General features: G+C 37.4%; 26 protein-coding genes and 1 other annotated feature. Of the genes, 16 read left to right on the top strand and 10 right to left on the bottom strand.

All coding sequences use genetic code 11. The features are described 5' to 3' along the window. Positions 1-431: 431 nt before the first annotated feature. Complete coding sequence (locus ACEN31_RS01980; RefSeq protein ID WP_407108466.1) at positions 432-1,277, top strand: glycerophosphodiester phosphodiesterase family protein; 846 nt, start codon at positions 432-434, stop codon at positions 1,275-1,277. 44 nt (positions 1,278-1,321) lie between these two features. Here ACEN31_RS01980 and ACEN31_RS01975 read toward each other — a convergent pair whose 3' ends face one another. Genes ACEN31_RS01975 through ACEN31_RS01965 form a run of 3 tightly spaced genes read right to left on the bottom strand, consistent with a single transcriptional unit; the run spans position 1,322 to position 4,502 of the window. Next, entirely contained in the window at positions 1,322-2,914 is a 1,593-nt protein-coding gene (locus ACEN31_RS01975) for an ABC transporter permease (protein ID WP_407108465.1), read from the bottom strand. A gap of 3 nt (positions 2,915-2,917) precedes the next feature. Then, positions 2,918-3,820, bottom strand: a complete 903-nt coding sequence (locus ACEN31_RS01970; protein WP_407108464.1) for an ATP-binding cassette domain-containing protein — start codon at positions 3,818-3,820, stop codon at positions 2,918-2,920. A 10-nt stretch (positions 3,821-3,830) separates the two neighbouring features. Next, positions 3,831-4,502 carry a TetR/AcrR family transcriptional regulator gene (locus ACEN31_RS01965; protein WP_407108463.1) on the bottom strand — a complete coding sequence of 224 codons (672 nt, stop codon included), beginning with the start codon at positions 4,500-4,502 and terminating at the stop codon, positions 3,831-3,833. A gap of 466 nt (positions 4,503-4,968) precedes the next feature. Here ACEN31_RS01965 and ACEN31_RS01960 point away from each other — a divergent pair, with 466 nt between their 5' ends. The 4 genes from ACEN31_RS01960 to ACEN31_RS01945 all read left to right on the top strand — a co-directional run bounded on the left by ACEN31_RS01960 (position 4,969) and on the right by ACEN31_RS01945 (position 10,448). Further along, the gene (locus ACEN31_RS01960; RefSeq protein WP_407108462.1) at positions 4,969-5,643 is read left to right on the top strand and encodes a response regulator transcription factor; all 675 of its coding nucleotides are present in this window, start codon (positions 4,969-4,971) and stop codon (positions 5,641-5,643) included. A 44-nt stretch (positions 5,644-5,687) separates the two neighbouring features. Beyond that, a complete protein-coding gene (locus ACEN31_RS01955) occupies positions 5,688-6,716 on the top strand; it encodes an ATP-binding protein (RefSeq protein ID WP_407108461.1) in 1,029 nt (342 codons plus the stop codon). 173 nt (positions 6,717-6,889) lie between these two features. Further along, entirely contained in the window at positions 6,890-8,653 is a 1,764-nt protein-coding gene (locus ACEN31_RS01950) for an ABC transporter ATP-binding protein (RefSeq protein ID WP_197104231.1), read from the top strand. 76 nt (positions 8,654-8,729) lie between these two features. Next, the gene (locus tag ACEN31_RS01945; RefSeq protein ID WP_407108475.1) at positions 8,730-10,448 is read left to right on the top strand and encodes an ABC transporter ATP-binding protein; all 1,719 of its coding nucleotides are present in this window, start codon (positions 8,730-8,732) and stop codon (positions 10,446-10,448) included. Between the two features lie 127 nt (positions 10,449-10,575). Here ACEN31_RS01945 and ACEN31_RS01940 read toward each other — a convergent pair whose 3' ends face one another. From ACEN31_RS01940 to rpmG, 3 genes are read right to left on the bottom strand one after another with little or no spacing between them, the layout of a single operon-like run. Then, entirely contained in the window at positions 10,576-10,686 is a 111-nt protein-coding gene (locus tag ACEN31_RS01940) for a putative metal homeostasis protein (protein WP_171031333.1), read from the bottom strand. A gap of 23 nt (positions 10,687-10,709) precedes the next feature. After that, positions 10,710-10,979 carry a 30S ribosomal protein S14 gene (gene rpsN / locus ACEN31_RS01935; RefSeq protein ID WP_138404918.1) on the bottom strand — a complete coding sequence of 90 codons (270 nt, stop codon included), beginning with the start codon at positions 10,977-10,979 and terminating at the stop codon, positions 10,710-10,712. A 15-nt stretch (positions 10,980-10,994) separates the two neighbouring features. Continuing rightward, entirely contained in the window at positions 10,995-11,147 is a 153-nt protein-coding gene (rpmG, locus tag ACEN31_RS01930) for a 50S ribosomal protein L33 (RefSeq protein WP_407089028.1), read from the bottom strand. Positions 11,148-11,254: 107 nt separating this feature from the next. On the opposite strand from rpmG, the gene ACEN31_RS01925 reads away from it, so the two are divergent. The 6 genes from ACEN31_RS01925 to ACEN31_RS01900 all read left to right on the top strand — a co-directional run bounded on the left by ACEN31_RS01925 (position 11,255) and on the right by ACEN31_RS01900 (position 15,753). Next, positions 11,255-11,788 carry a GNAT family N-acetyltransferase gene (locus tag ACEN31_RS01925; protein ID WP_407089030.1) on the top strand — a complete coding sequence of 178 codons (534 nt, stop codon included), beginning with the start codon at positions 11,255-11,257 and terminating at the stop codon, positions 11,786-11,788. A 62-nt stretch (positions 11,789-11,850) separates the two neighbouring features. Then, entirely contained in the window at positions 11,851-12,876 is a 1,026-nt protein-coding gene (locus tag ACEN31_RS01920) for an alpha/beta hydrolase (RefSeq protein WP_407108458.1), read from the top strand. 164 nt (positions 12,877-13,040) lie between these two features. Continuing rightward, positions 13,041-14,369: an MATE family efflux transporter gene (locus tag ACEN31_RS01915; RefSeq protein ID WP_407108457.1), complete on the top strand. Its 1,329-nt coding sequence runs from the start codon at positions 13,041-13,043 to the stop codon at positions 14,367-14,369. 218 nt (positions 14,370-14,587) lie between these two features. Beyond that, positions 14,588-14,905: a DUF6442 family protein gene (locus ACEN31_RS01910; RefSeq protein ID WP_407108456.1), complete on the top strand. Its 318-nt coding sequence runs from the start codon at positions 14,588-14,590 to the stop codon at positions 14,903-14,905. Next, positions 14,905-15,123 carry a helix-turn-helix transcriptional regulator gene (locus ACEN31_RS01905; protein ID WP_407108474.1) on the top strand — a complete coding sequence of 73 codons (219 nt, stop codon included), beginning with the start codon at positions 14,905-14,907 and terminating at the stop codon, positions 15,121-15,123. The genes ACEN31_RS01910 and ACEN31_RS01905 overlap by 1 nt, the downstream gene beginning before the upstream one ends. A 195-nt stretch (positions 15,124-15,318) precedes the next feature. Then, positions 15,319-15,753 carry a helix-turn-helix transcriptional regulator gene (locus ACEN31_RS01900; RefSeq protein ID WP_407108455.1) on the top strand — a complete coding sequence of 145 codons (435 nt, stop codon included), beginning with the start codon at positions 15,319-15,321 and terminating at the stop codon, positions 15,751-15,753. A gap of 178 nt (positions 15,754-15,931) precedes the next feature. On the opposite strand, the gene ACEN31_RS01895 is transcribed toward ACEN31_RS01900, so the two are convergent. The 3 genes from ACEN31_RS01895 to ACEN31_RS01885 form a co-directional block, all read right to left on the bottom strand. Next, the gene (locus tag ACEN31_RS01895) at positions 15,932-16,528 is read right to left on the bottom strand and encodes a nitroreductase family protein (protein ID WP_407108453.1); all 597 of its coding nucleotides are present in this window, start codon (positions 16,526-16,528) and stop codon (positions 15,932-15,934) included. A 131-nt stretch (positions 16,529-16,659) separates the two neighbouring features. Further along, complete coding sequence (locus tag ACEN31_RS01890) at positions 16,660-17,139, bottom strand: hypothetical protein (protein ID WP_197104225.1); 480 nt, start codon at positions 17,137-17,139, stop codon at positions 16,660-16,662. Positions 17,140-17,297: 158 nt separating this feature from the next. Then, positions 17,298-18,017 (bottom strand): YebC/PmpR family DNA-binding transcriptional regulator, encoded by a 720-nt coding sequence (locus ACEN31_RS01885; RefSeq protein ID WP_407089039.1) that lies wholly within the window; start codon positions 18,015-18,017, stop codon positions 17,298-17,300. 178 nt (positions 18,018-18,195) lie between these two features. Between ACEN31_RS01885 and ACEN31_RS01880 the strand changes: the two genes are divergently transcribed. Beyond that, positions 18,196-19,200: an LLM class flavin-dependent oxidoreductase gene (locus ACEN31_RS01880; protein WP_407108452.1), complete on the top strand. Its 1,005-nt coding sequence runs from the start codon at positions 18,196-18,198 to the stop codon at positions 19,198-19,200. 30 nt (positions 19,201-19,230) lie between these two features. Continuing rightward, complete coding sequence (locus tag ACEN31_RS01875) at positions 19,231-20,382, top strand: NADH-dependent flavin oxidoreductase (RefSeq protein WP_407108450.1); 1,152 nt, start codon at positions 19,231-19,233, stop codon at positions 20,380-20,382. A 373-nt stretch (positions 20,383-20,755) separates the two neighbouring features. Here the strand turns inward: ACEN31_RS01875 and ACEN31_RS01870 are convergent, their stop codons facing one another. Continuing rightward, positions 20,756-21,925 (bottom strand): aminotransferase class I/II-fold pyridoxal phosphate-dependent enzyme, encoded by a 1,170-nt coding sequence (locus ACEN31_RS01870; protein WP_407108449.1) that lies wholly within the window; start codon positions 21,923-21,925, stop codon positions 20,756-20,758. Positions 21,926-22,026: 101 nt separating this feature from the next. After that, positions 22,027-22,291: a binding site (T-box leader), on the top strand. Positions 22,292-22,391: 100 nt separating this feature from the next. Here ACEN31_RS01870 and ACEN31_RS01865 point away from each other — a divergent pair. From ACEN31_RS01865 to ACEN31_RS01855, 3 genes are read left to right on the top strand one after another with little or no spacing between them, the layout of a single operon-like run. Beyond that, a complete protein-coding gene (locus ACEN31_RS01865; RefSeq protein WP_407108447.1) occupies positions 22,392-23,318 on the top strand; it encodes a MetQ/NlpA family ABC transporter substrate-binding protein in 927 nt (308 codons plus the stop codon). Beyond that, the gene (locus ACEN31_RS01860; RefSeq protein ID WP_407108446.1) at positions 23,272-24,276 is read left to right on the top strand and encodes a MetQ/NlpA family ABC transporter substrate-binding protein; all 1,005 of its coding nucleotides are present in this window, start codon (positions 23,272-23,274) and stop codon (positions 24,274-24,276) included. Before ACEN31_RS01865 ends, ACEN31_RS01860 begins: the two co-directional genes overlap by 47 nt. 24 nt (positions 24,277-24,300) lie before the next feature. Next, complete coding sequence (locus ACEN31_RS01855) at positions 24,301-25,200, top strand: MetQ/NlpA family ABC transporter substrate-binding protein (protein WP_407108445.1); 900 nt, start codon at positions 24,301-24,303, stop codon at positions 25,198-25,200. Positions 25,201-25,241: the final 41 nt, after the last annotated feature.

Genomic DNA, 25,241 nt, shown 5'->3' with positions numbered 1-25,241 from the left:
TTAAAAAGAAAATCCTATTCTGTCAACAAACACGAATAGGACTTGGCATATATTCGAATTTTTATCGAATAAGCTAAGTCCTGACAGCGTCGACGACGACGTTGTTTAATTTTGTATTTGTTAACAGAATCATTTAGTTTTCTCCTTGAATTTTAATTTTTCTAATGTGATACAAAGATAACACACGGAATTAAAATGTGCAAGCGTTATTAAATACTAGTTAATGAATATTATTAATATCATTAAGGAAAACATAGAAAAGGCATATCAATACCCTCAAGACGGTGTTATAATGACAAATGTAGGTAATCGATTACAATATGAGTATATTCGCAATGTATACCTTTTACAAACTGACAGGTATTTTTAGCCTTAATCGAAAATATAATTAAAAAAATAGTTAATAGAAAAATTAAAAGAAAGAGAATAAAATGAGTGAAAATATTATTAAACAAACCAAAGATGATAAAAAGTTCTTAATTATGGCCCACCGCGGATTCTGGGGTGGGAATGTAATTCAAAATACCCGTCAAGCTGCAATTACCGCTAAAAAAGCGGGAGCAGATATTATAGAGGTCGACGTATGTCGCTCAGCTGACGGCGTGTATTATTTATTTCATAAATTAGTCGTAAGAATGTTACTAGATGTTGATAAAGAGTTTGAAGAGATGACCTCTGAAGAGATTGATTCTTTAGTGTTACTCAATTCGAATGGACAAAAATCTGGCTACCGAGTAGAAAAGTTAGAAGACTTTCTAGATTGGCTTCCAATAAACTATATTGTAAATATAGATCGAACGTCAGATTACTGGGATGATGAAGCTCTTTTTGACATATTAATCAAATCAGGTAAGAAAGAATTATTATTCCTAAAAGCACCAGCTGAACCAAAGTCATTAGAGTTGTTAAACGAAGCGAATGTGAATATACCAATCGTTGCGATTGCCTACGAACAAGCTGACTTTGAACGAGTAAAGACTTATGATAATATTCGATTAATTGGTGTTGATTTAAGAATTGATGATTTAAATCATCATTCATTGCTAGAAAGTAATTGGTTAAATAAACTGATTCACCAAGATATGATGATTATTGCCAATTCTGAACACCTTGGTAGAGAGTATAAACTATTCGATGTGCTGGACGATACAGCCGCAATTCTTTGTAGTGAAACTTATGTCTGGAGTATTATGAGAAAATACGGAGTCAACGTCATCAAGACCGATTGGCCTAATTTCGTGAATGATTACCGTAACCGTATTAGAGAAAGAAACTAGAAAAACCGCTAAAGTTGAAAAATGCTTTAGCGGTTTTTTTACTATTAATTTTTCAAATCACGGCGGTTATATCCAATGAAACCAAGCGCCGATAGTACAATAGCTACAACGATTATGACAAGTAGAGGGAACCCATCGAATTCCACTGGCGTATGGTAAAAGACAGATAAGTTATTTAACCATTCTGGAAATTCCATAAGTTCACCTAAATAACTCACGATGAAAGAGAATGTTAAGTAAAGCCAAATTAATTGCATGACTTTAGGAATAAAGCCGAGTATGAACGTTGCCAAGCTTAAAAGGAACCATATGCTAGGAACATATAACAAGGCCATTTCAACAAAAGTTACTAGAGATAAAGGTTCGTCCATCACAAGGCTGGCAGGGTAGTAAATACCTATCGCCATTAAAAGTTGCATAATTGCAATAAATACTAAACCGATACAATAATAGGTCAGTAACAACTTCGTGCGTGAAACAGAACGACTGTATATATTTTCCAATCGCCCAATATCTTCCTCATGCTTCAGGCTCGTGATCATCGTAACAGCAGGGATGCCAGTAAATAGCGACATAATCGCGAACAATAATCGTGTAAATTCTTCAGTTAAAGTAGCAGTGTCTAAATTTGGTAGAAAAGCTTGCAAAATATCCATGTCAGCAAAGTACGTTTCAAGATCACCTAAGATCGCACCAAAAGCTGCTGCTATAAGGAAAATTCCTAAAGCCCATGAAATGAGTTTAACCTTTTCTTGACTCCAAACAAAACCTGGTAAAGTTTTTAAGAACCAAGAAGCATTTTTTCTACCAGGACGTTGCGGTAGTAGTCCTTGAAAAATATCGCGACGACGATTTAATATAAAGCCAACGCCAATTAGAATTACTGATCCAACCGCTAATCCAATGATTGGCCACCATTCATTCGTCGCAAACACTTCAGTACGCACAGTCCAACCTAATGGTGAGAAAAGTGACAGAGTTTCATTACTAACGTCACCAACTGCACGAATAAGATATGAAAGAATGAGTACAGTGAAAGCAATCCCGCGAGTTCCACGTGTTGTCTCACTTAATTGAGCAGCGACAATGGTAGCTCCTGAAAAGAATAACCCAGTGGACCCAAGAACAGCTCCATATAATAATGAAGCCTCCCAAGTAAAATCTGCATTATCCATAACACCTAAACCGACCGCAATCACTAATGTTATGACTCCATTGAGTATAAGCATTAATAAAGTCGAAGCGGTAGTATAGGATAATTTTCCAACAGGTAATGATTGAACGAGTTCTAACCGACCTTCTTCTTCATCCAACCGCGTTGTTGTGCTTACTAATAAAATGTTCATAACAGCCATGCCAATCGCTGTAAATAACAACATCTCTCCAGCAAAAGCAATCGCAGCTGTATAATCCGATGGTGACTGTGCAGGACCTAGCATCGCTGTCATCGCAGGGTTTTGCATTGTGATCCCTAGGCCAACTAAGTCGCTTTGGTTTTCATAAATCATCGGATAAACGTAAGCCACACTTATAGTCAGTCCAACGATTCCAACCAGCCAAAGAAATATATTTAGTCGATGCTGTCGAAATAATAAACTAAAAATCCGGCCAGTCTCTTTAAAAAGCTGTGTGAGCATAAATTACTGACCTCCTTGCGGATTCTCATAATGATGTAGGAATAAATCTTCTAAAGTTGGCGGTTGGCTTTCTAACTTAACTAAATTAAAGTCTGAAAGATGTTGCATAATTGCATTGAGTCTCTGACTTTCAATCTGCATTTGATAATGATTATCGCCCATCTCCACCAAATCATGGATACCTTCTAATTGAGCCAAACCAGGCACTGGCATTTCAGTTTGAATCGTTAATTTACTTCGAGTTAAATGACGCAACTCATCGAGTGTGCCTGACTCGATAATTTGGCCCTTACGAATAATCGACACACTATCACACAGACGTTCCACTTCAGATAAGATATGACTCGATAGGAGCACACTTTTTCCATTTTCCTTTGCTTCAAAGACGAGCTCTTGGAAAAGCCGTTCCATTAATGGATCCAATCCAGAAGTAGGCTCATCTAAGATATATAAATCTACATCTGCTGCAAAAGCGGCGATTAAAACAACTTTCTGACGATTCCCTTTAGAATAAGTTCGACTCTTCTTGGTCGGGTCAAGTTCAAAACGCTGAATCAAATCATCCAGACGAGCTTGGTTCACTGGACCTCCATGCATCTTCAGTAACAGATCAATGGTTTGACCCCCAGTGAGGTTTGGCCAAAGATTTGCGTCACCTGGGATATAGGCAATGCGTCTATGAATATCAACGGACTGTTTCCACGCATCTTGGTCAAATACTTTAACTTGCCCCGAATCTGCTTTTAACATACCTAGCAGAACCCGAATTGTCGTTGATTTACCAGCACCATTTGGCCCAATAAAGCCATGGACTTCACCTTTGTTAACATTTAAATTGACTTTATCTAAGGCTGTGAAATTTCCAAAGCTCTTTGTTAAATTTTGTACTTCAATGACTTTTGACATGTTGTCCTCCTTATTTAGAACCGTCAGTAACGTATGCTGGTTTGTAATATACTGTCTTCAATAAATGAATGTAAGCAAAGAATTCATCGTAAAGTGGTGTTAGGTCTGCTGGATTGATTTCTGTAAAATCCGTATCAGAAAATTGTGTCACAAGCTTATTACGATAACCTTCTATTGACCAATAGATTAGATTCAACGCTTTCTCCGCATCAATATCCTCACGAAATTTAGTTAAATCAATGTCTTTATTTAATACTTTATCAACTTGCTTTTCAATCGCTAGTTTAGCTTGCGGTAAGCCTTCACATATAGTTGTGTAGCGGGATATATTTACAAAAATATGACCTAAAAAATCAAACGTATCTTTAAATCTAGGGTATTCTTGATTTTTTATTTCTGAAAAATGAATAATCCGATCAAAAATATCCGTAATGTCATAATTAACCTTCTGAAAATACATCGTATCAATGCGTTCTAAAGCTAATTCAATTAAATACTTAAACAAGTCTTCCTTGTTATTGAAATAATTAAATAAACTCCCCTTACTAATATTCGCTTCCTTAGCAATCCGGTTTGTTGAAGCGTCATCAAACCCTTTCTCAGCAAATTCTTTAAAAGCTGCACTTAGAATGCGTTCCTTCTTTGCATCATCAATTCGATTAAATTGCTGACTTTCAAACATAAAGCACCTACTTTCTGTTAATGACCACACTGGTCAACTTATTTTTATTCTAACAATAATGACCAGAATGGTCAATTATATTTGTTTAATAACTTGAATAAAGTTTAATGGGACGTGTCATATGGTGACCCATCCTGTTAGACGTTTAGTTTCCCCTGTCATGTGATGACCCGTCCCGTTAGCTGTTTAATTTCCCGTGTCATGTGGTGACGTGTCCCGTTAGGCATTTAATTTCCCTTGTCACGTGGTGACGTGTCCTGTTAGGCGTTTAATTTCCCATGTCACAACATGACCCGTTCCGTTAACAGTCTAACTCCCCTGTCACAACATGACCTGTCCTATTAAAACTCCAACTCCCTCTGTCAGATCATGACAGGGGGGATTGGTATTTAAAATATATACTCCGCCCCCATAAGTTTAGCTCTAGTTAACTTAATCGACTATAATTAGTAATGAGGTGATTGGGATGTTCCAAATTTTAGTTGTAGATGATAATAAAAACACACGCCAATTAATGCGAGCAGTTTTAGAAGAAGAAAATTATAAAGTCTTTACCGCAGAAGATGGTCAAGATGCCCTTGATCTGATGGAAAATCAACATATTGATCTAGTCTTGTTGGATATTATGATGCCTAATATGGATGGTTATGAGTTCACTAAAATATTACGAGAAATGAAAAATGACTTACCTATTTTAATGGTATCTGCTAAGCAGTTGCCAATCGATCGTAAGCAAGGTTTTATTGCTGGGACGGACGATTATATGATTAAGCCGGTAGATGAGGAGGAAATGCTTCTTCGAATTAAGGCTCTTCTTCGTCGTGCCAAAATTGCAACTGAAAGAGAAATTAATATTGGCGAAGTCACTCTAGATTATGACAAATTAATGGTGTCTCGTTTAGATGAAGTACATACTTTGCCACAAAAAGAATTTCAATTACTTTATATGCTTTTATCATATCCAGGGAAAATTTATACACGAATCCAATTAATGGATGAAATATGGGGAGTGGACAGTGATACAGGTTGGGAGACAGTAACAGTCCACGTCGCAAGGCTTCGTAAGCGATTTGGTGAGTGGCCAGAGTTTGACATTGAATCCGTTCGCGGCTTAGGTTATCGGGCGGTGAAGCGCGTATGACAAGAAAGAAATTGCTTAGAAAAAGGAAACTATTGCCTAGAACGATGCTGACAATTATATTCTCCGCGATTGTCTTTATTATTATGGTCATTACGATGGCCATTGTTAGCTTATTAATCTATCTACTTGCGCATACTGGAATCATTCAAACTCATATTCAAAGCCCAAGTATATTATATCCAATATTATTATTTGCGCTCATTAGTATTGTGATTGGAACATTTGTGGCAGCTATACTTAGTGCGTTTCCATTAAAGCCAGTCAATATACTAATTGAGGGAATGGACCGGCTAGCTCATGGGAATTATGATGCGAGAATTCATTTGGGACGCAGTCAAGTTGGGAAAGACTTATCAAAGAGTTTTAATAATTTAGCTGAAGAGTTGTCTAATACTGAGATGTTACGCTCGGATTTTGTGAATAACTTTTCCCATGAATTCAAGACGCCCATTGTTTCAATTCGAGGATTTGCAAAACTCGTTCAAAAAGGAAATTTATCAAAAGAAAAACAAGATGAATATTTAAAGATAATTGTTAATGAAGGAAGTCGACTCGCAGATCTTGCGACGAATGCGTTAGATTTAACAAAAGTTGAGAATCAGACCATATTAACTGATGTTACCGAGTTTAATTTATCGGAACAATTGAGAAACTCAATGGTTTTATTGGAAGAAAAATGGGCCAAGAAAGACTTAACTATGATGCCGGAGTTCGATGAGCACATGATTGAAGCGAATGAAGAGTTACTTAAGCAAATTTGGATAAACTTATTTGATAATTCAATTAAATTCGCCCCGGAACAAACACCAGTAAAATCAACGATTAAAGCCAATGATGATTATTTAACCGTAGAAATAACAAATTATGGAACTAAGATTTCTGAAGAAGACCAGGAAAGGATTTTTAATAAATACTGGCAAGCAGATACTTCTCATGCAAGTGAAGGATTCGGGATTGGTTTATCGATTGCTCAAAGGGTCGTCGAATTACATAAAGGGAATATAAATGTTGAGAGTAATGACGAGTGGACGAAATTCATTGTCGTCTTGCCTAAAGAACAAAAGAATGGGTAAATGCTGAGAGGACTCAGCATTTTTTTGTTTAGATTCATTTAATGGTAGAAAGATAGTATAGAACTAGAAAGTTATGATGGATACTGTCACGTACTATTTCCGAGGGTTTGCTTTGGAGATAAGTACGTCTTTCTTGTCTTAACTAATAAATAATGCATCGAGGGGAGTATTTTATGTTAAAAATATTTAAAAATTTAACAATGAAAGAAGCACTACTGGCTGGCTTAAGCCTTGTCTTCATAGTGATTCAAGTGTGGTTGGATCTGAAATTGCCAGATTATATGAGTGAAATCACGATGTTGGTTCAGACTGAGGGGAGCCAGATGAGTGATATTTATGCTGCGGGTGGCATGATGCTGTTATGTGCGTTCGGAAGTTTGATTTCTGCTGTCGCTGTAGCGGTTTTAGCATCTAAAATTGCAGCTAATTTCGGAGCAATTGTTCGCTTTAAACTCTTCGATAAAGTTCTTTCATTTTCAATGGAAGAGATTTCTGGGTTTTCAACATCCAGCTTAATTACACGCTCGACGAACGATATCAATCAGGTACAATTGTTGATTGTTATGGGTCTGCAAGCGATTATAAAAGCGCCAATTATTGCTGTGTGGGCGATGGTGAAAATTTCTGGAAAGAGTTGGCAATGGTCATTTGCGACTGGGGTTGCGGTGGTTTTCCTCATGTTAACGGTTGGGATTGCGATTTTCTTAGCAATGCCTAAGTTCAAATCACTTCAAGGGTTAACAGATAGATTAAATGGGGTGACACGTGAGAATTTAACCGGACTGAGAGTTGTTCGTGCGTACAATGCGGAGAATTTTCAAGAGGAAAGATTCAATACGGTGAACACTGAGTTAACGAATACGCACTTATTCACCAGTCGTGTGATGTCATTCATGCAACCGAGTATTCAACTTGTCATGAGTGGCTTGACCTTAGCTATTTACTGGATTGGTGCGATTCTTATTAACAATGCTGGTTTTGATATGAAGTTAACTTTATTCTCTGACATGATTGTCTTTTCTTCTTATGCGATGCAGATTGTGATGGCTTTTATGATGTTGATTATTATCTTCATCTTAGTTCCACGTGCATCGGTATCGGTTCAACGTATTCAAGAAGTATTAGAAACTAAACCAACCATCATAGATGGAGAAGTGACTGAAGCTCCAAATGCTCAAAAAGGTACAGTGGAGTTCAAACAAGTGAGTTTCAAATATCCAGATGCTGAGGATTATGTCATCGAAGATATTTCGTTCACTGCAAATCAAGGGGAGACGGTTGCTTTTATCGGATCGACTGGTTCTGGTAAAAGTACATTGATAAACTTAATTCCTCGACTTTACGAAGCGACTTCAGGCGAGGTCCTAGTGGATGGGATTAATGTTAAAGACTATACACAAGCTGCCCTTCATAACCGAATTGGTTATGTTACGCAAAAAGCGCGCTTATTTGATGGAACGATTAAATCAAATATCGCTTATGGTGATAATGGTAAGGACGGATTCTTAGAATCAGATATAGTTGAAGCAGTTTACACAGCGCAAGCTAACGAATTCGTTGAGAAGCTAGAAGGTGGCTATGATGCGAAAGTAACACCAGGTGGGACGAATCTTTCGGGTGGTCAGAAACAACGGGTGTCCATTGCTCGTGCGATTGCTAGACAACCAGAAATATTTATCTTTGATGATTCCTTCTCTGCCTTAGACTACCAGACTGACCGACAGCTTCGTGAGTCACTTCGTAAAGACTGTGCGGATGCAACTAAATTAATTGTTGCCCAACGTATCGGAACAATTAAAGATGCAGATCGGATTATCGTTTTAGATAAAGGTCGGATGGTTGGAAATGGGACACATGATGAATTAATGAAAACTTCCGCTGAATACCAGGAAATTGCTTATTCACAACTATCGAAGGAGGAATTAGCCAATGAATAATAGAACACGTGGAGGAAATCAAAGTAACCAAGCTTCTGGCCAAAAAGCAAATAACTTTAAAGCGACTTGGGGTAAGATGCTTAATTATTTTCGATCTTACTGGACAGCTGGAATTATTGCACTAATGAGTGCCGTGATTGGGACAGTCTTAACACTGATTGGACCAGATAAATTATCAGAACTCACCGATATTGTTACCGCCGGTATTGTTACAGGTATCGATATGGATGCAGTTAGAACCATTGGATTCACCTTAGTTGGTTTCTATGGGTTGAGTGGATTGTTGTCATTAGTTCAAGGCTTAATTATGGCAGAAGTTACCCAACGGATTTCTCAAAAATTACGCCAAGATTTATCACAAAAAATTAATAAATTACCAATAGCGTATTTTGATAATAATACAACGGGAGATATTTTGTCTCGAATGACAAACGATATTGATACAATTGCTCAATCACTCAATCAAAGTATCTCAACACTTGTTACCGCAACGACTATGTTAGTCGGATCATTAATTATGATGTTAACAACAAATCTAATTATGACAGCAACAGCGGTACTCGCAACTTTAATTGGTATTGGTTTAATGATGTTAATTATGAGTCAATCACAGAAATATTTTTCACGTCAACAAAATGACTTAGGTGCAATTAATGGTCATATTGAAGAAATATATACGAACCAGACGATTGTTAAAGTATATAACGGTGAAGATGATGCGCGTCAATCATTTATACAGATTAATAAAAACTTACAAACCAGTGGCTTCAGAGCCCAAAGTCTGTCTGGTTTAATGATGCCAATCATGACTTTCATCGGAAACTTTGGTTATGTGGCGGTCTGTATCGTCGGTGCGATGCTTGCGTTTAATGGATCAATTTCATTCGGTGTTATTGTAGCTTTCATTATGTATGTACGCTACTTTACACAACCATTAAGCCAATTAGCCCAAGCTGCTCAGTCACTTCAATCGACGGCAGCCGCAGGTGAACGTGTATTCGATATGCTAGAATCGACTGAAATGGAAGATGAAAGTGGTAAGACAGCAAAATTATCAACTATCGAAGGAAACGTCGAATTCTCAAATGTTGGATTTAGTTATCCAGGTTCAGACAAGACAGTGATTCATGATTTCTCTGCCAAAGCAAACGCTGGAGAAAAAATCGCCATCGTCGGTCCAACTGGTGCAGGTAAGACAACGATGATTAATTTATTAATGCGCTTTTACGATGTGAGTCGTGGTGACATTAAGATTGATGGCGTCTCAACGAATGAGCTGAAACGAGAAGATGTACGTAGTCAATTCAGTATGGTTCTACAAGAGACTTGGATATTCAATGGTACGGTGCGAGAGAATCTCGTCTATTCTGTTGAAAATGTATCCGATGAAAAAGTAGAAGAAGCCAGTCGAGCGGTTGGCTTACATCACTTCATTGCAACAATGCCTGATGGCTATGATACAGTCTTGAATGATCAAGTCAGTCTTTCCGAAGGACAGAAGCAACAAATAACGATTGCGCGTGCAATGATTGCAGATAAACCGATGTTAATCTTAGACGAGGCAACCAGTTCCGTAGATACACGTACGGAATTAAATATTCAGAATGCGATGGATAAACTAATGGAAGGGCGAACGTCATTCATTATTGCTCACCGTCTATCTACGATTAAGAACGCCGATCTTATCTTAGTCATGAAAGACGGAGATATTATCGAGAGCGGTACCCATGATGATTTACTTGAACAAGGAACTTTCTACGCGAAGCTTTATAATAGTCAGTTCGAAGCAGCTTAAGTAGATAAATTTATCGAAAATATTTAACGAACCCCCTAAATTCAGTTATGAGTTTAGGGGGTATTTATATAGGGAAAATCAAAAAAACACCTCATAAACCAATCGGTCTACAAGGTGTATGATAACTTTAATTCTTTTTACGTTTTGCTTCTTTAATTAATTTTAACGCGCGTTTGCGAGTTTTGATATTTGGACTTTTTAAGTGACGATAAGCACTTGATGCATTCATTGCTCCCATGGATATTTGCTCCTTTACTTCAATTACCAGCTGGCTTTATGAACACCCGGGATTTGCCCTAGATGTGCATACTTTCTAAAGTTAACTCGTGACATTCCGAATTTTCGCATGTAACCTCGTGGACGGCCATCGATTTTATCGCGCAGTTTTAAGCGGTTAGGGTTTGAATCAATGGGTAATTTACTTAAACCTTCATAGTCTCCCGCTGCTTTTAACTCACGACGTAGGTCTGCATATTGTTCTACCAAGGCGATTTGTTTTTCGTATTTTGCTTGTTTTGATTTTTTGGCCAAGTATGTAAATCCTCCTTATTTTTTAACTTCTGTGAATAAAGTACGACGTTTTAATTTTGGTGAGTACTTCATTAGTTCTAGTCGATCAGGGTTATTACGGCGATTTTTCGTTGTTAAGTATAAACGCTCGCCAGTCTCTTTGCTTTCCAATAAAATATTAATACGCATGGTGTACTCCTTTTATTTAAGAATTTAAATAGTAATGATTACTATTTATCCATAATATCAGGATTGGTCAAAGATGTCAATTTAAAAGTAAAATTGGAGGGAAGAAGTTGATCTATATTGAAACCAAACGTTTAACCTTAAGAAGTTGGAAAGAATCAGATATTGGCGAATTTATCCGAATGAATCAAGACAGGGAGGTTATGCGGTATTTTCCCAATGTGCTAACTGGGGAAGAATCGATTGATTTTGCTAGAAGAATCCAAAAAGAATTCGAAGAAAAGGGGTATGGGCTATATGCCGTGGAGGAGAAGGAATCCGGAGCGTTTCTTGGTTATGTAGGGCTTCATCAAGCGAACTTTGAAGCTGATTTCACACCATGTGTCGAAATTGGCTGGCGACTCAAACGAGAAGCTTGGGGGAAGGGCTATGCGACTGAAGCAGCTAAAGCATGCTTAGCATATGCCTTTGAAACGCTAAAACTAGATAAAATATACAGCTTCACTGCCAAAATCAATCAACCATCCAAGAATGTTATGAAAAAAATTGGGATGGAGTATCTCAAAGACTTTGATCATCCTCAGCTTTCAAGTGGACATCCATTAGAAAAACACGTTCTCTATAGCATTTCCTCAAACGAATAAATCGTATCGAATGCAACTTGGGATAAAGTGCAGTACAATAAAATTACAAGGAGGCGAAGATTATGAAAATAACGACAGATATGCTCCATCCAGAATTACGTCAAGTAGGAAAATGGATTCGTCGTTTACAACCTAAGATGAATCAACGAAAAATGAAAAAGTTAGGGCGCTTTTCTCAAAAAGCTTTATATGGTAAATACTCAGGACCCAATCGCTTAACAGAAGTGTGGATTCCACGTAAAGACGGATCATTGCTTCGATTATGCGTCTTTCGACCCCGTGAACGAATGTCATCAGATAAAGAAATCTTTCTAAATCATTCAGGTAAACAATGGGATGCTTCAATTGATAAAGCACCCGGGCTACTCTGGCTTCATGGGGGTGGCTACTCACTAGGTGCACCGGAGCAGGATGCAAGTCTTATTGATGACTTTATTAGAGTAAGCGGATCTGTTGTCGTTGCACCCGATTACACATTATCTGGCGATGCACCTTATCCTGCGGCATTAGAAGATGCTTACTTAGCTTTACAATGGCTAAAAAATCTTGCATCAGAGTACGGTGTCCGGTCTGATCAACTATTTATTGGTGGTGATAGTGCAGGTGGCGGACTCACTGCAGCTCTATCACTTTTAGCAAGGGACCGCGGGGAAGTGAATATTGCCTTTCAAATCCCTTTATACCCTATGTTAGATGCAAGCAGACAGACTGCTTCAGCGCAAATAGAGAATAGTCCCGTATGGAACAGCCAATATAATGAAGTTGCTTGGAAGATGTATTTAGGACCTGATTATCAAGCAGAAAACCTATCTATCTACGCTTCACCAGCACAAGCGACAGATTATTCAAATTTACCGCCAACTTATACGCATGTTGGAACAATGGAGCCTTTCTTCGATGAAACAGTCAGCTATATTAGTCATTTACTAGAGGCTGGTGTGCCAGTGCATTTTAAATTATTTGAAGGGGCGTATCATGCCTTTGATATCATTCAACCGAATACGCCAATTGCGAGAGAAGCGCGTGCTCATTTACTTACGACATTCAAATACGCTGTCGACAATTACTTTTCAAAACAACCCAATTAAAGAATTCAGAGAGGTTTGACTTTAAAATGTTAAGTTGCTACAATGCTTGTAATTAAAGCAAAGCAATTATTTTATCACCGGATGAAATAGTAGGCTCTTTTCCTTTTGTGTAGGTCTTAGAAACAAAAGGGAGGGGGTCTTTTTTGTTTGAGGAGGAAATGAATTTGGTCGGTCTGAGTAATCAAGCGTCAAGGACGCGAAAGCAGTTTATGCACTATGTTTCCTTAGCGATGGTAAGTATGATGGGACAATCGCTGTTTATCTTTGCGGATACATTCTTTATCGCAAATGGTGTCGGTTCACGGGGTATAGCAGCTTTAAATATTGTATTACCAATAGTTAATGTATTTAATGGGATTGGTTGGATGTTTGGAATAGGTGGGGCAACTTTATTTGCGATTGCCCTTGGTAAGAAGCAATTTACTGATGCGAACCGTTTATTTAATATGACTTTTATGTTTACAATTAGTGCTGCAATTGTATTTGCGGCGATGACGAGTCTGTTCTCGGAACCCATTTTGCAATTTTTAGGTGCGAATGAAGGGACGTACCCTCTCGCGAAAAGCTATTATGATATATTGATGTTCTTTTCACCACTGTTTATGGTCAATTTTGTTTTTATTTCATTTTTAAGAAATGATAATAATCCACGTCTTGCGATGTTTGCGATGTTAACTGGAGGCTTAGTGAATATCGTACTAGACTACATCTTTATATTCCCTTTACAAATGGAGTTAAAAGGAGCGGCAATGGCGACAGTGTTCTCACCAATAACGTCGATTTTAGTGGCAACTTTACACTGGCGCAGGGTTGCTCATCACTTGCACTTTAATAAAGTAAGTATGCAAATCAAGAAACTTAAAGATATTGTAAGTCTGGGATTTTCTTCATTCTTTAACGAGTTTTCTTCAGCCGTCGTGATGTTTTTATTTAATATTGTATTATTAAGATTGGTTGGAAATATTGCTGTATCAGCCTATGCAATTATTGCCAACATTAATATTATAGTAATTGCTTTATTTACAGGCTTAGGTCAAGGTTTTCAACCACTAGCAAGTAAGTTCTTAGGACAAGGAAATTCGAAAGAATTAAAACATGTGTTAAAACTTGCGCTCATTGCGGCGGTATTCCTTAGTTTGATCATTTTTGGAATAGGTTTCTTTTTCCCAGGCGGGTTAGTAGCAATTTTTAATAGTGAACAAAATCAAGAGATGGCACTGATTGCGCTTCAAGGGATTCCATTATACTTTATGTCATTCTTATTTACGGGAATGAATTTTGTTGTGATTTATTATTTGGCAGCGATCAATCAAGCGAGATCTTCGCTCATCTTATCGGCACTGCGTGGTTTTATTTTAATCATTCCGGTGCTACTTGTGATGGCCTTGTGGTTTAACCTTATCGGCGTGTGGCTCACGGTGATAATTGTTGAAGTTATGACATTTATATTCGCATTATATATTTTACGTAAGTCACTCAGCAGACTAGCGTAAGTAAAAACCCCCATCAACTGAATGTAGTGACCCCAAAAAGTCTAATGGGGTTTTTATTATGGTTTGGGGTTTGCATACCTACTGAAACTGAGTTTGACACAATAAGAATTAAGTAAAACTCATCAAAAAAGACAATAAAACTTTACATTATGACAATAAAACTTTACAAAACCCTTTTGAAAGGTTATAATCTATATAATTCAAGGGGGGAGTAAGAGATGAAAAAAGAAGATATTTTAAAAAAAGCTCAACAAGAAAAAACTGATGAAAGAGAAGAAGAAATTAATACAAAAGCTTTCCGTATAGGTTGGATGGGCGTATCAGTTGTCATGTTACTTCTTATTTTTTTAAGAGCTACTTTTAACGAAACAGCTACAGATCTTGTTGTAGTTTTACTAGCTCAATCAGCAGCCGTATCATTTTATCAATACTTTGAAATACGCGATAAAAAACTTTACTTGATCAGTGGAATTATGGCTTCAATAGGTGTTATATTAGGCTTTGCTTCTTTATTGAGTAGTTATGGAGTTTACTAATTACGACTAAAAATGAACACTTAATATTAAAAAATCGGTTAAAAATTGCCAGAGCAGAATGGAATTTAACGCAAGAAGAATTAGCTCAATTAGTTGGGGTTTCTCGGCAAACGATTAGTGCCATTGAGACAGGTCAATTTAACCCTACAGCAAAACTCGCACTAATTTTATGTATTGCTTTAGATAAAAAATTCGAAGAATTATTTTATTTTGATTAGCTTTAAATCCAGGAATTTTACTAACTAGCGAGTTTGTCAAAAATGTAATTAAGTAAAACCTATTAGAAAAAATAAGTTTTTACAAAATAGAATTCTATTTTATGAAATTTCCTTCAATTTTAGTCTTTTTTCATCAAAAATAAATGAACTAGGAGGATGAAAAATGAAAAGTGAAAAAACGTATTAAGTTTAAAGTTGAAGATGTACCGTCAACAAAACGAAATGACTCAAGAAGACTTGGCTGAATTACTAGAGGTTAGTGACAAATCTATATCAAAATGGGAGTTAGGTAAAGGTTATCCAAGCAAAAAAAACATGGTGAAAATCTCAGAGGTTCTTCAAGTTCCTTTAGAAGTCCTAATGATTGAAGAGCAAACAGAAGATAATCGGTTTGCAAAAAGCTTGAAATATTCTTTTGTCAGTTATTGTATTATCTTTGGACTGACGCTATTTATCAGAGTAATAAGGAATGGAAATGAGTATTCAAATATACTAAGCAGAGATCTTAGTGATATCCTAAAAATTGTACTCATTGAATTCGGTCAAAATGCTTATTTTGCTCTTCTACCAGCTATTATTATTGGTCTTGTTTTTTATCTTTATATTTTTCCGAAAGAGAGAGATGATTGAATTATATTTCGATGCGGTTTATCAAGAGCGACGATATGGTCGCTCTGATTTCGACGCAGAAACAGGAGAAATCAAATAAATAAAAGCCCCCTGACAGAAATGTAGTGACCCCAAAAAGTTGGATTAAACATCTAACTTTTTGGGGGCAGTACAGAATGATGGGGGTTTGTTGTTTAAATTATTTAATTAATTGAACTTGTACTTCTGAATCGATATATTCTTTTTCGCCAGCAACTTGTTCAACTGAACCAAATGGCATTTGAGCCACTAATTCGTATGATTCTGGTAGGGCGAATAGTTCACGGATTCCTTTGTCAAATCCTTGTTCGTAGCCTACGTTAAAGTGTTGTAGTGATCCACCTAAGTTCATTTCAGCTAATGCTAACCAAGTAGCGTATTGTGAGTTAGCTGAGTTGTTTTGTTTGTAAGCTTCAGTACGTTGACCTTGAGTAGGCATTTTAGCTACTGCATCGCGGTCTTCGAAGAATAATACTGTACCGATACCGTTTTTTGCCCCTTCCATAATTGGTGACATGAAGTCCCAAGTTGCTTGGTCTAAAACTTCTTTTTGAACATCTAAGATTAAGTTCCAAAGTTTAGTGTTTGCTTCACCAGTTAAAACAACTAAACGTGATGTTTGGCTGTTGAAAGCTGAAGGAACATCTTTTTGAGTTTCACGGATTGTTGCAACGATTTCTTCGATTGAATACTCGCTGTTTGTACCTAAAGCGTAGATTGAGCGACGGTTTTTGATTACATTTTTAAATTCTGCCATAATAAATAAATTCTCCTCTATTTCTAAATAATTAACTTACTTTTTATATTATAAAGGGTGTTTGAATGAATGTAAACCTCTAATTCGAGATAATAGACACAAAGGCGAAATTGTCGATTAGTTCGTAAATTTTATTCCGTAATGAGGGGAATATTTGGATAATGTTCCCTGATTAATTCTAGGACTTTCTTAGTCCGCATGTTTTTATTCGTAATATTCATAATCATCGCACCATCTTCACCTTCGATGACGATTTCTTCAGTATGATCATTTCCGCGTTTTCTTCGAATAAAGCGAGAACGATAGACAAAACGATGAATACGACTAACATCATAAGTCTCCTTGTGATATTGAATTGTATCCTCACTAGCCGTGATATACGTTGCGTTGACGATTGAATAAATCGAGTAACCCAAAAGAATGAGTCCAATAATTAAAAAAATCAGGGGGATAAACGCAATGATACTTAACTGATTATCAAAGTTGTCTTGGCCGAGCATCGGGAAAAGGACAAGAGAAAATGTGGCTCCATTCCAAGTAAAGACTAAGCCGATAATTAAGAAAATAGCTGTAGCTAATTTCCCTCTTTTGATTTTAAAGTAAGTTTCCATTACAAACACCTCTTTCAAATAGCTTTATAAAAGTATAAAGCTAATCGAAGTAGACTGCTATTGATATGGATAAATGTGCAATTATTCATTAAAAATGAGTAAAGAAATAGGCCAGCAACATGCATGCGCACCTCACTGGCCTGATAATTTAAAAATTATTAATACTCTGCGTTATGATAAACATCTGTGACATCATCGTCATCTTCAATAATATCGATCATAGCTTCAAAATCTTCTACAAGTGCCTCATCAAGTGGCACAGAAATATTTGGTTTCATCGTTAATTCAGATTGAGCTAAAGTGTAGTTTTCAGCTAAAGCATCACGAACAGCAGTAAAATCAGTTGGAGCTGTGTAAACTTCAACAACATCTTCTGACATTTCCATATCTTCGGCTCCCGCTTCAAGAATATTCATCATTAAAGTATCTTCGTCGTCTTCTAAACCTTCACGTTCAATTGCAATATAACCTTTACGTTCAAATTGAAAAGCGACAGAACCTTTCTCACCTAAATTACCACCATTATGATTAAAAGCTGTACGGATATTAGTTCCTGTACGGTTATGGTTATCTGTTAGTCCATAAACTAAGACCCCAATTCCGCCCGGTCCATAACCTTCATAAACAACTTCATCATAGTTTGCGCCATCAGCTGAATCCGTTGCGCGCTTAATTGCTCGCTCAACGTTATCATTTGGCATATTCGCACTTTTTGCTTTATCAAGTACGAGACGCAGTGAAGGATTCATATCTGGATCGCCACCGTTTTTTGCAGCTACATAAATTTCACGGGATAGCTTTTGGAAGATTTTACCTTTTTTAGAATCTTGTGCATTTTTTCGTTTTTGTATATTTTTCCATTTTGAATGCCCAGCCATCTAATCACTCCTTTTGTTAGTATCATCTAAGTAATCATATAATGAAACCACCTAATTGTAAAATAACTACCTAGTACAAAGGAGAATTTCCTTAAATTTAAAGCATATAACAATATTTTTATCTATTCACTTGTTACAATGAAGATAAGAATATTCAATATGAGAGGACGATTTATATATGGAATTAGGCGTACACGATTTAGTAACATTAAATGACGGAGAAACCCCTGAGGCAGCATTTGAGCGAACAAAGCGCTTTGTTCAAGAGATAGAAAAGTTAAATTACAAACGCTATTGGTTTGCAGAGCATCATAACTCACCGACCCACGCAAGTTCATCACCAGAATTATTGGCAGCTTATATGTCTGCGGTGACGTCAAAAATCCGCTTAGGTACGGGTGGGACAATGATTATGCACTACTCACCGTTGAAAATAGCAGAAAACTTCAAAACCTTAACAGCATTAGCTCCCGACCGCATTGATATTGGACTCGGACGTGCACCCGGAAGTGGTCCGAATGAAATTGTTGCACTGGCACAAGGTAAACCTAACTCTTTTGATGATCAATACGACAAGATTGAAATTATTCTGGATTACTTATCAGACCAACAAGCAGATGGCTATTACGGAAGAACGAACGCGATGCCACAAGGAACATCAACTTTAACGCAGCCATGGATGTTAGGATCTTCTGGTCAATCTGCGAGTAAAGCGGGAGAAATGGGCTTAGGCTATAGTTTTGCGAAATTCTTTGGTTTAGAAACAGACCCTGAAGTATTCAAACAGTACCGCAATGAGTTTCAAGCGAGCTGTTTCTTTGAAAAACCATCTGTGATGGTCAGTTACTTAATTGTCGTGGCTGATACACAAGAAGAAGCTGATTACTTGGCTAAACCTATGGAACTATCACAATTGGCCTTGTCACGCGGACGTATGATTAAAAATGTCAGTCCCGAAGAGCTGAAAGATTATAAATTTTCTGAACAAGAATTAAATTTCTTAAATAATCATTATGATAAACGCTTCATAATTAAAGGAACACCTGAGAAAGTTCAATCTATCTTAGAGGAAGAACAACAATTATTAGGTATCGATGAATTAATGGTTTATGCACCAATTCATGGTGAGAAAGAACGCTTAAATTCATACAAACACCTCGCGAAAATGTTCAATAAAATATAAAGCGATCCCTAAAGGAGGAATCTAAATTTAATGAATCAGCAATATGAAAGACTATTCCAAGCTGTAAACCTTCCTAATGGCAGTCAGCTTTCATCGCGATTTGCGATGGCACCAATGGTGGCAGAAGGGTCAACTTACGACGGCTTTGTCGGTGAAGATGATCTAAAATATTTTGAACGTCGCAGTCAAACAGGAGCCTTATTATTAACTGGAGCAGCGAATGTAGGACCATTTGGTAATGCTTTTGGTTATGGTTTAGGCATCCAATCAGATGCGCACATACCTGGTATGAAGAAATTAGCCAGTACTATGAAAGCACAGGGTGCAAAAGCAATGCTTCAGATTTTTCATCCAGGTCGCCAAGCTAAGTATTCCTATCAAGATGAAGAAAAAGTGTATGGACCTAGTACAAAAGACTTTGTTTTCTTAGATTATCCAGTCACTGGTATGACAAACGAAGAAGTTTATGAATTTGTACAGTACTTTTCAGATGCTACTAAACGTGCGATCGAAGCAGGTTTTGATGGTGTAGAAGTTCATGGGGCGAATCATTATTTAATTCAACAATTCTTCTCAGAATTATCGAACGAACGTGAGGATGAGTGGGGTGGAAATCGAGAGAAACGAGCAGCCTTTCCTTTAGCTGTAGTTAAAGCCGTTCAAAAAGTAGCAAATGAACACGCTAAAGATGATTTCATCATAGGTTACCGTATAAGTCCGGAAGAAATTCATGGCGAGATCGTCGGCTATAACCTTGATGACGCTTTATATTTAATTGACCAAGTAGCTGATTTGGGTGTGGATTATATTCATGTGTCTCAATTTGGACCCAATGGCTTTAAAAACAAAGCCCGTCTCGGTGAGCATAAAGGGGAAGTAATTAATGAAGTTGTCCGCGAATTATTAGCGGATCGTACATTACTCATTGGAGCAGGGGACTTAACGAGTCCAGATAAGTTGCTCGAAGCTTTGAATTATGTAGATATTCTTGCGATGGGGTCAGCAGCGATTGTCGAGCCAGATTTAATGCAGAAATTAAAAGCAGGCGAAGAGGATGCTGTTACCTTACATGTGGAAGATATTTCTGACTTAGCCTTGCCGGAGCGATTCTATATGATGGTTGGGTCATTGAAAGGTAATGGGTCAGTTCCAAAAGAAACGATTGAACAAATTGAAAAGTAAGATTTGACTCCAAGGTCATGGACGCACCGTGTCTGCGTTTATTATGACAGAAATAACTGGAGTCCACGAATGAAATTAGTTTGTTTGGAGTTGTCCACGATTATTGGACCAGTATATTCGTCTAATCGATCACTCGAATTTGAAACGAATGCTTGATTAGCACTAATCGATCACTCGAATCTGAAACGAATGCTTGATTAGCACTAATCGATCACTCGAATCTAATACGAATGCTTGATTAGCACTAATCGATCACTCGAATCTAAAACGAATGCTTGATTAGCACTAATCGATCATTCGAATCTAAAACGAATCCTAGTTTAATCAAAATCACAAAAAAGCACTCAACCCGCGTTGAGTGCTTTTGCTATTCCTATGCTTTCTTTTCTTTATAAGACGTTTCGAAGGCTTTAAGTTGTTCGAGTAATATTTTTAAATTGGCCATACTTGAAACATAACTGATTCTAAAGTGTCCGCGACCAGCTTCACCAAAAATTTGAGCAGGCGTGACACCAATTTTAACTTCATGGGCTAAATCTAGACAGAATTGGTAATCGTCTTCTTCATACCAAGCTGGAATTTTACTGAAAAGATAAAATGCGCCTTCAGGAACAATGAAGTCATATTCCAATTCACTTAAACCTTCAATAAGAAAGTCACGGCGTGCTTGATAGTCTTCTAACATGAGTTGAATTTCGGCGTCGCTATTATCATAAGCTTCGATACTAGCATATTGAATTTGGGTACTAATGGCAGTTAGAACTGATTGATGCAACGGGTAGATTGAGTTAATTAATTCTGCAGGTCCCGCTAAGAAGGCAGAGCGCCATCCGGTCATCGCATGGGATTTTGACGTTCCATTAATTAATAAAGTTAATTCAGGTGCAAATTTTGCCATCGATGTATGCTTAGATCCGTAACTAAATTCTGAATACACTTCATCTGAAATGACATAAATTTGATGTTTTTTAATGACTTCAGCTAAGGCTTCAATTTCATCATGAGTATAAGTAACTCCCGTAGGGTTTGTCGGGTGATTTAAAAGCAAAGCCTTTGTCTTATCTGTAATGGCTTCTTCTAACAATTCAGGTGTCAGCTTAAATTGAGTTGAGCTAACGTCGATGGCTACAGCTTTTGCGCCTGATAAAGAAATTTGTGTATTATAGATAACATAGTTCGGGTCGACGACTAAGACTTCGTCGCCTGGATTCACTAAGCCAGTTACCGCCAAATATAATGCTTGGGTCGCACCTGCTGTAACGATAATTTGATCATCCGGTGAGTAATCCAAATCATATTTACGATTTAAGTAACGGTGAATCGCCTCACGCAATTCATACACACCACGAGAATGGGCATAGAAACTTTGATCGGCATTGATTGATTTTATGGCTGCTTGTTTAATATTTTCCGGGGTCGGAAAATCTGGTTCGCCAACGTTGAAAAATAACAATCCTTCAATATGACTGATTTGATCGTTAAAAAGTCGGATGAGATTCTCCGACGTGTTTAGTAAGTGTTTATTAATGTTTTTATAATCCATTCTCATCAACTCCTCTAATAATATTCTTAAGTCTAACATATTTTTTAATAAAATGTTTGACAAAGTAAAATTTGTGTACTATTATAGTTTCAACAGATAAATAAAACGCTTTGATGTGGAAAGTAAATCAATCAAACTTTTTAGAGAGCTCACGTTTGGTGAAAGTGAGTAAGTGACGATCGGTTGAAAATGGCTACTGAGCGGTCATTCTGAATGCGTAACGCAATAAGGATGAACGGATGCACCCGTTAGAGATGCCACAGTATATAGTTAATATTATTTAAACAAATGTACTGGTAGAGGTTATTTCAGTGATGAAATGACAAATTAAGGTGGTAACACGAAGTTTATACTCTCGTCCTTTTCATAGGATGGGAGTTTTTTTTGTAGTTTATTTTATGTCGAAAGTAATTAAAATGTCAAATAATAGAACGGTCAATATATCAATGAACAAGGAGAGATAAAAATGAGAAAATGGTTAAAAAGTTTAAGTGTTGTCGGATTAGCAGCAAGTTTATTAGTAGGTGCAAGTGCTCCAGTACAAGCACAAAGTGAATTTGAAGGTGAAGAAGTATCAGTTGGGATTGTTCCTGGGCCTTCAGAAGAAGTCTGGAATGTCGTTGTTGAGAAGGCAGAAGCCGATGGAATCACGGTCGATTTAGTTTTATTCAGTGACTATGTTCAACCAAACATTGCATTACAAGACGGTTCGCTAGACTTAAATGCCTTCCAACACGTTGCCTTTTTAGATGACTGGAATGAAGCAAATGACGGAAGTCTAACTGGCATTGGTTATACCTTTGTTTCGCCAATGGGTGCTTACTCTGAAAACATTGAATCTTTAGATGACTTACAAGAAGGCGATACAATTGCTATTCCAAATGATCCAACCAATGGTGGACGTGCTTTACTTGGCTTAGAACTAGCCGGTGTCATTGAAGTAGATGATGAAGTTGGACCTTTAGCAACAGTCAATGATATTACAGATAACCCATTAAACTTAGAGTTTGAAGAACTAGACGCAGCTCAATTAGCTTTATCATTACCAGATGTAGCGGCAGCGTTTATTAACCTAAACTTTGCGACAGATGCCGGACTGAGCTTAGATGAAGCTATCTTCGTTGACGCGGATTATCCAGAAGAATTAAATGAAGCTTACCGAAATGTCATCGCAGCTCTTGAAGAAAATCAAGACAATGCCCTATATTTACAAATTGTTGAGTACTACCAATCTGAAGAAGTCGCTCAAGCTCTATATGACACAACTAACAATGGTGATAAACCAGCCTGGGAAAATGCGCCAGTGATTGGAGAAAATGCTGAAGACGCAAGCAGCGAAGAAACAAGTGAAGAAGAAAGTAGCGAAGAGACAACGGAAGAAGATGCTGAATAGTCAAAGACAAAAGGAGAAAAGTGCTATGTTAAAATTACTTAAGAAGTTAGGAAAAGTTGCCCTGACAAGTTCACTCATTCTAGCGCCAGCTACTCAAGTGGCATTTGCACAAGAAAGTACCGGAGAATTTGAAGGCGAGCAAGTTAACGTTGGTGTTGTAGGAGATAATGGTGCAGAAGTTTGGGGCTATGTTGCCGACAAAGCTTTAGAGCAAGAAGGTATCGAGATTGATGTGACACTTTTAACTGATTATAACCAACCGAACGAAGCTTTAGCAAATGGCTCTCTAGATTTAAACGCCTTCCAACACGTTGCCTTTTTAGAAAACTGGAACGAAGCAAATGACGAAGATCTAGTAAACTTAGGCTTTACATTAGTTACACCAATGGGCTTATACTCAGATAAAATTACATCGGTAGAAGAAATTGTGGATGGCGACAGCATCGCAGTTCCTAATGACCCAACCAACGGTGGGCGTGCTTTACTAGCCTTAGAAATTGCTGGATTAATCGAAGTAGATGACGCTGTTGGCGTATTACCAACGATTGATGATATTACTGAGAACCCATTAAACCTTGAAATTATCGAATTAGACGCAGCTCAAATCCCACAATCTCTACCAGATGTTGCAGCAGCGATTATTAACACAGGTCACGCAGAAGACGCAGGTTTATCAGTCACTGAAGATGCTATCTTCGTGGATACTGACACACCAGAAGAATTAAGTGATACTTACCGAAATATCATTGCAGCTCGTTCTGAAGATGCTGAAAGTCCATTACTATTGAAAATCGTAGAACTTTACCAAACAGCCGACGTAGCAGAAGTCATCCTAGAATCAAGTAACGGCGGAAGCATTCCAGCATGGGAAGGCTATGAACCAGCAGAAAGTACAGATGGATCAGAAGAGTCAACTGAAGAATCAAGTGAAGAATCAACAGAAGAAGATACTGAATAAACATAAAAAAAGGAGAGATTTATTATGAAAAAATTCTTGAAATCATTAGGTGTATTATCGTTAGCAGGTAGCGTTTTAGTTGGGGCAACTTCAGCAGTTCAAGCCCAAGGTGAATTCGAAGGCGAAGCAGTAACCGTTGGAGTTGTAAGTGAAGCAGAAGAACAAGTTTGGGAATTTGTTGCGGAACAGGCCTTAGAACAAGAAGGTATTGAACTTGAATTAGTATTATTTACAGATTATGTTCAACCAAACGTTGCTTTACAAGACGGATCAACAGATTTAAATGCTTTCCAACACGTGGCTTTCTTAAACGAATGGAATGAAGCAAATGATGGTAACCTTGAAGCCTTAGGTTTCTCATATGTTACACCATTAGGAGTGTATTCTGAATCAATTACTTCAATTGAAGAGATTCCAGAAGACGCAGTGATCGCAATTCCTAATGACCCAACAAACGGTGGTCGTGCATTATTAGGCTTAGAATTAGCCGGCTTAATTGAAGTGGATGATGAAGCAGGAATCTTACCAACAGTTGCGGACGTAACTGATAACCCATTAAATATTCAATTTGAAGAATTAGAAGCGGCACAAATTGCGCAAGCTTTACCAGATGTGGATGCAGCAGTTATTAACAACACATTTGCTTTAGACGCTGGTTTAAGTGTTGAGGATGCTATTTTCCTAGATGCTGAAAATCCTGCAGACTTACCAGATGATTACAAAAACGTTATCGCAGTAAATGGTGACAACGCAGACAACGAATTATTTGCTAAAGTCGTAGAATTATACCAAACAGACGAAGTCGCTGAAAAATTAGCTGAAGCAAGTAACGGTGGAGATGTTCCAGCATGGACTGAAGAAGGCGAAGAAGGCTCAGAATCATCTGAATCAGAAGAAGCTGAGTCCGAAGAATCAGCTGAATAGTCAAACACTCTAAAAGAAACAAACTTAAAGCGTAAGTAAGC

The organism is Ruoffia sp. FAM 26255, assembly GCF_045528525.1.
Classification (GTDB): domain Bacteria; phylum Bacillota; class Bacilli; order Lactobacillales; family Aerococcaceae; genus Ruoffia; species Ruoffia tabacinasalis.
This window is presented reverse-complemented; position numbering and strand designations above follow the sequence as displayed.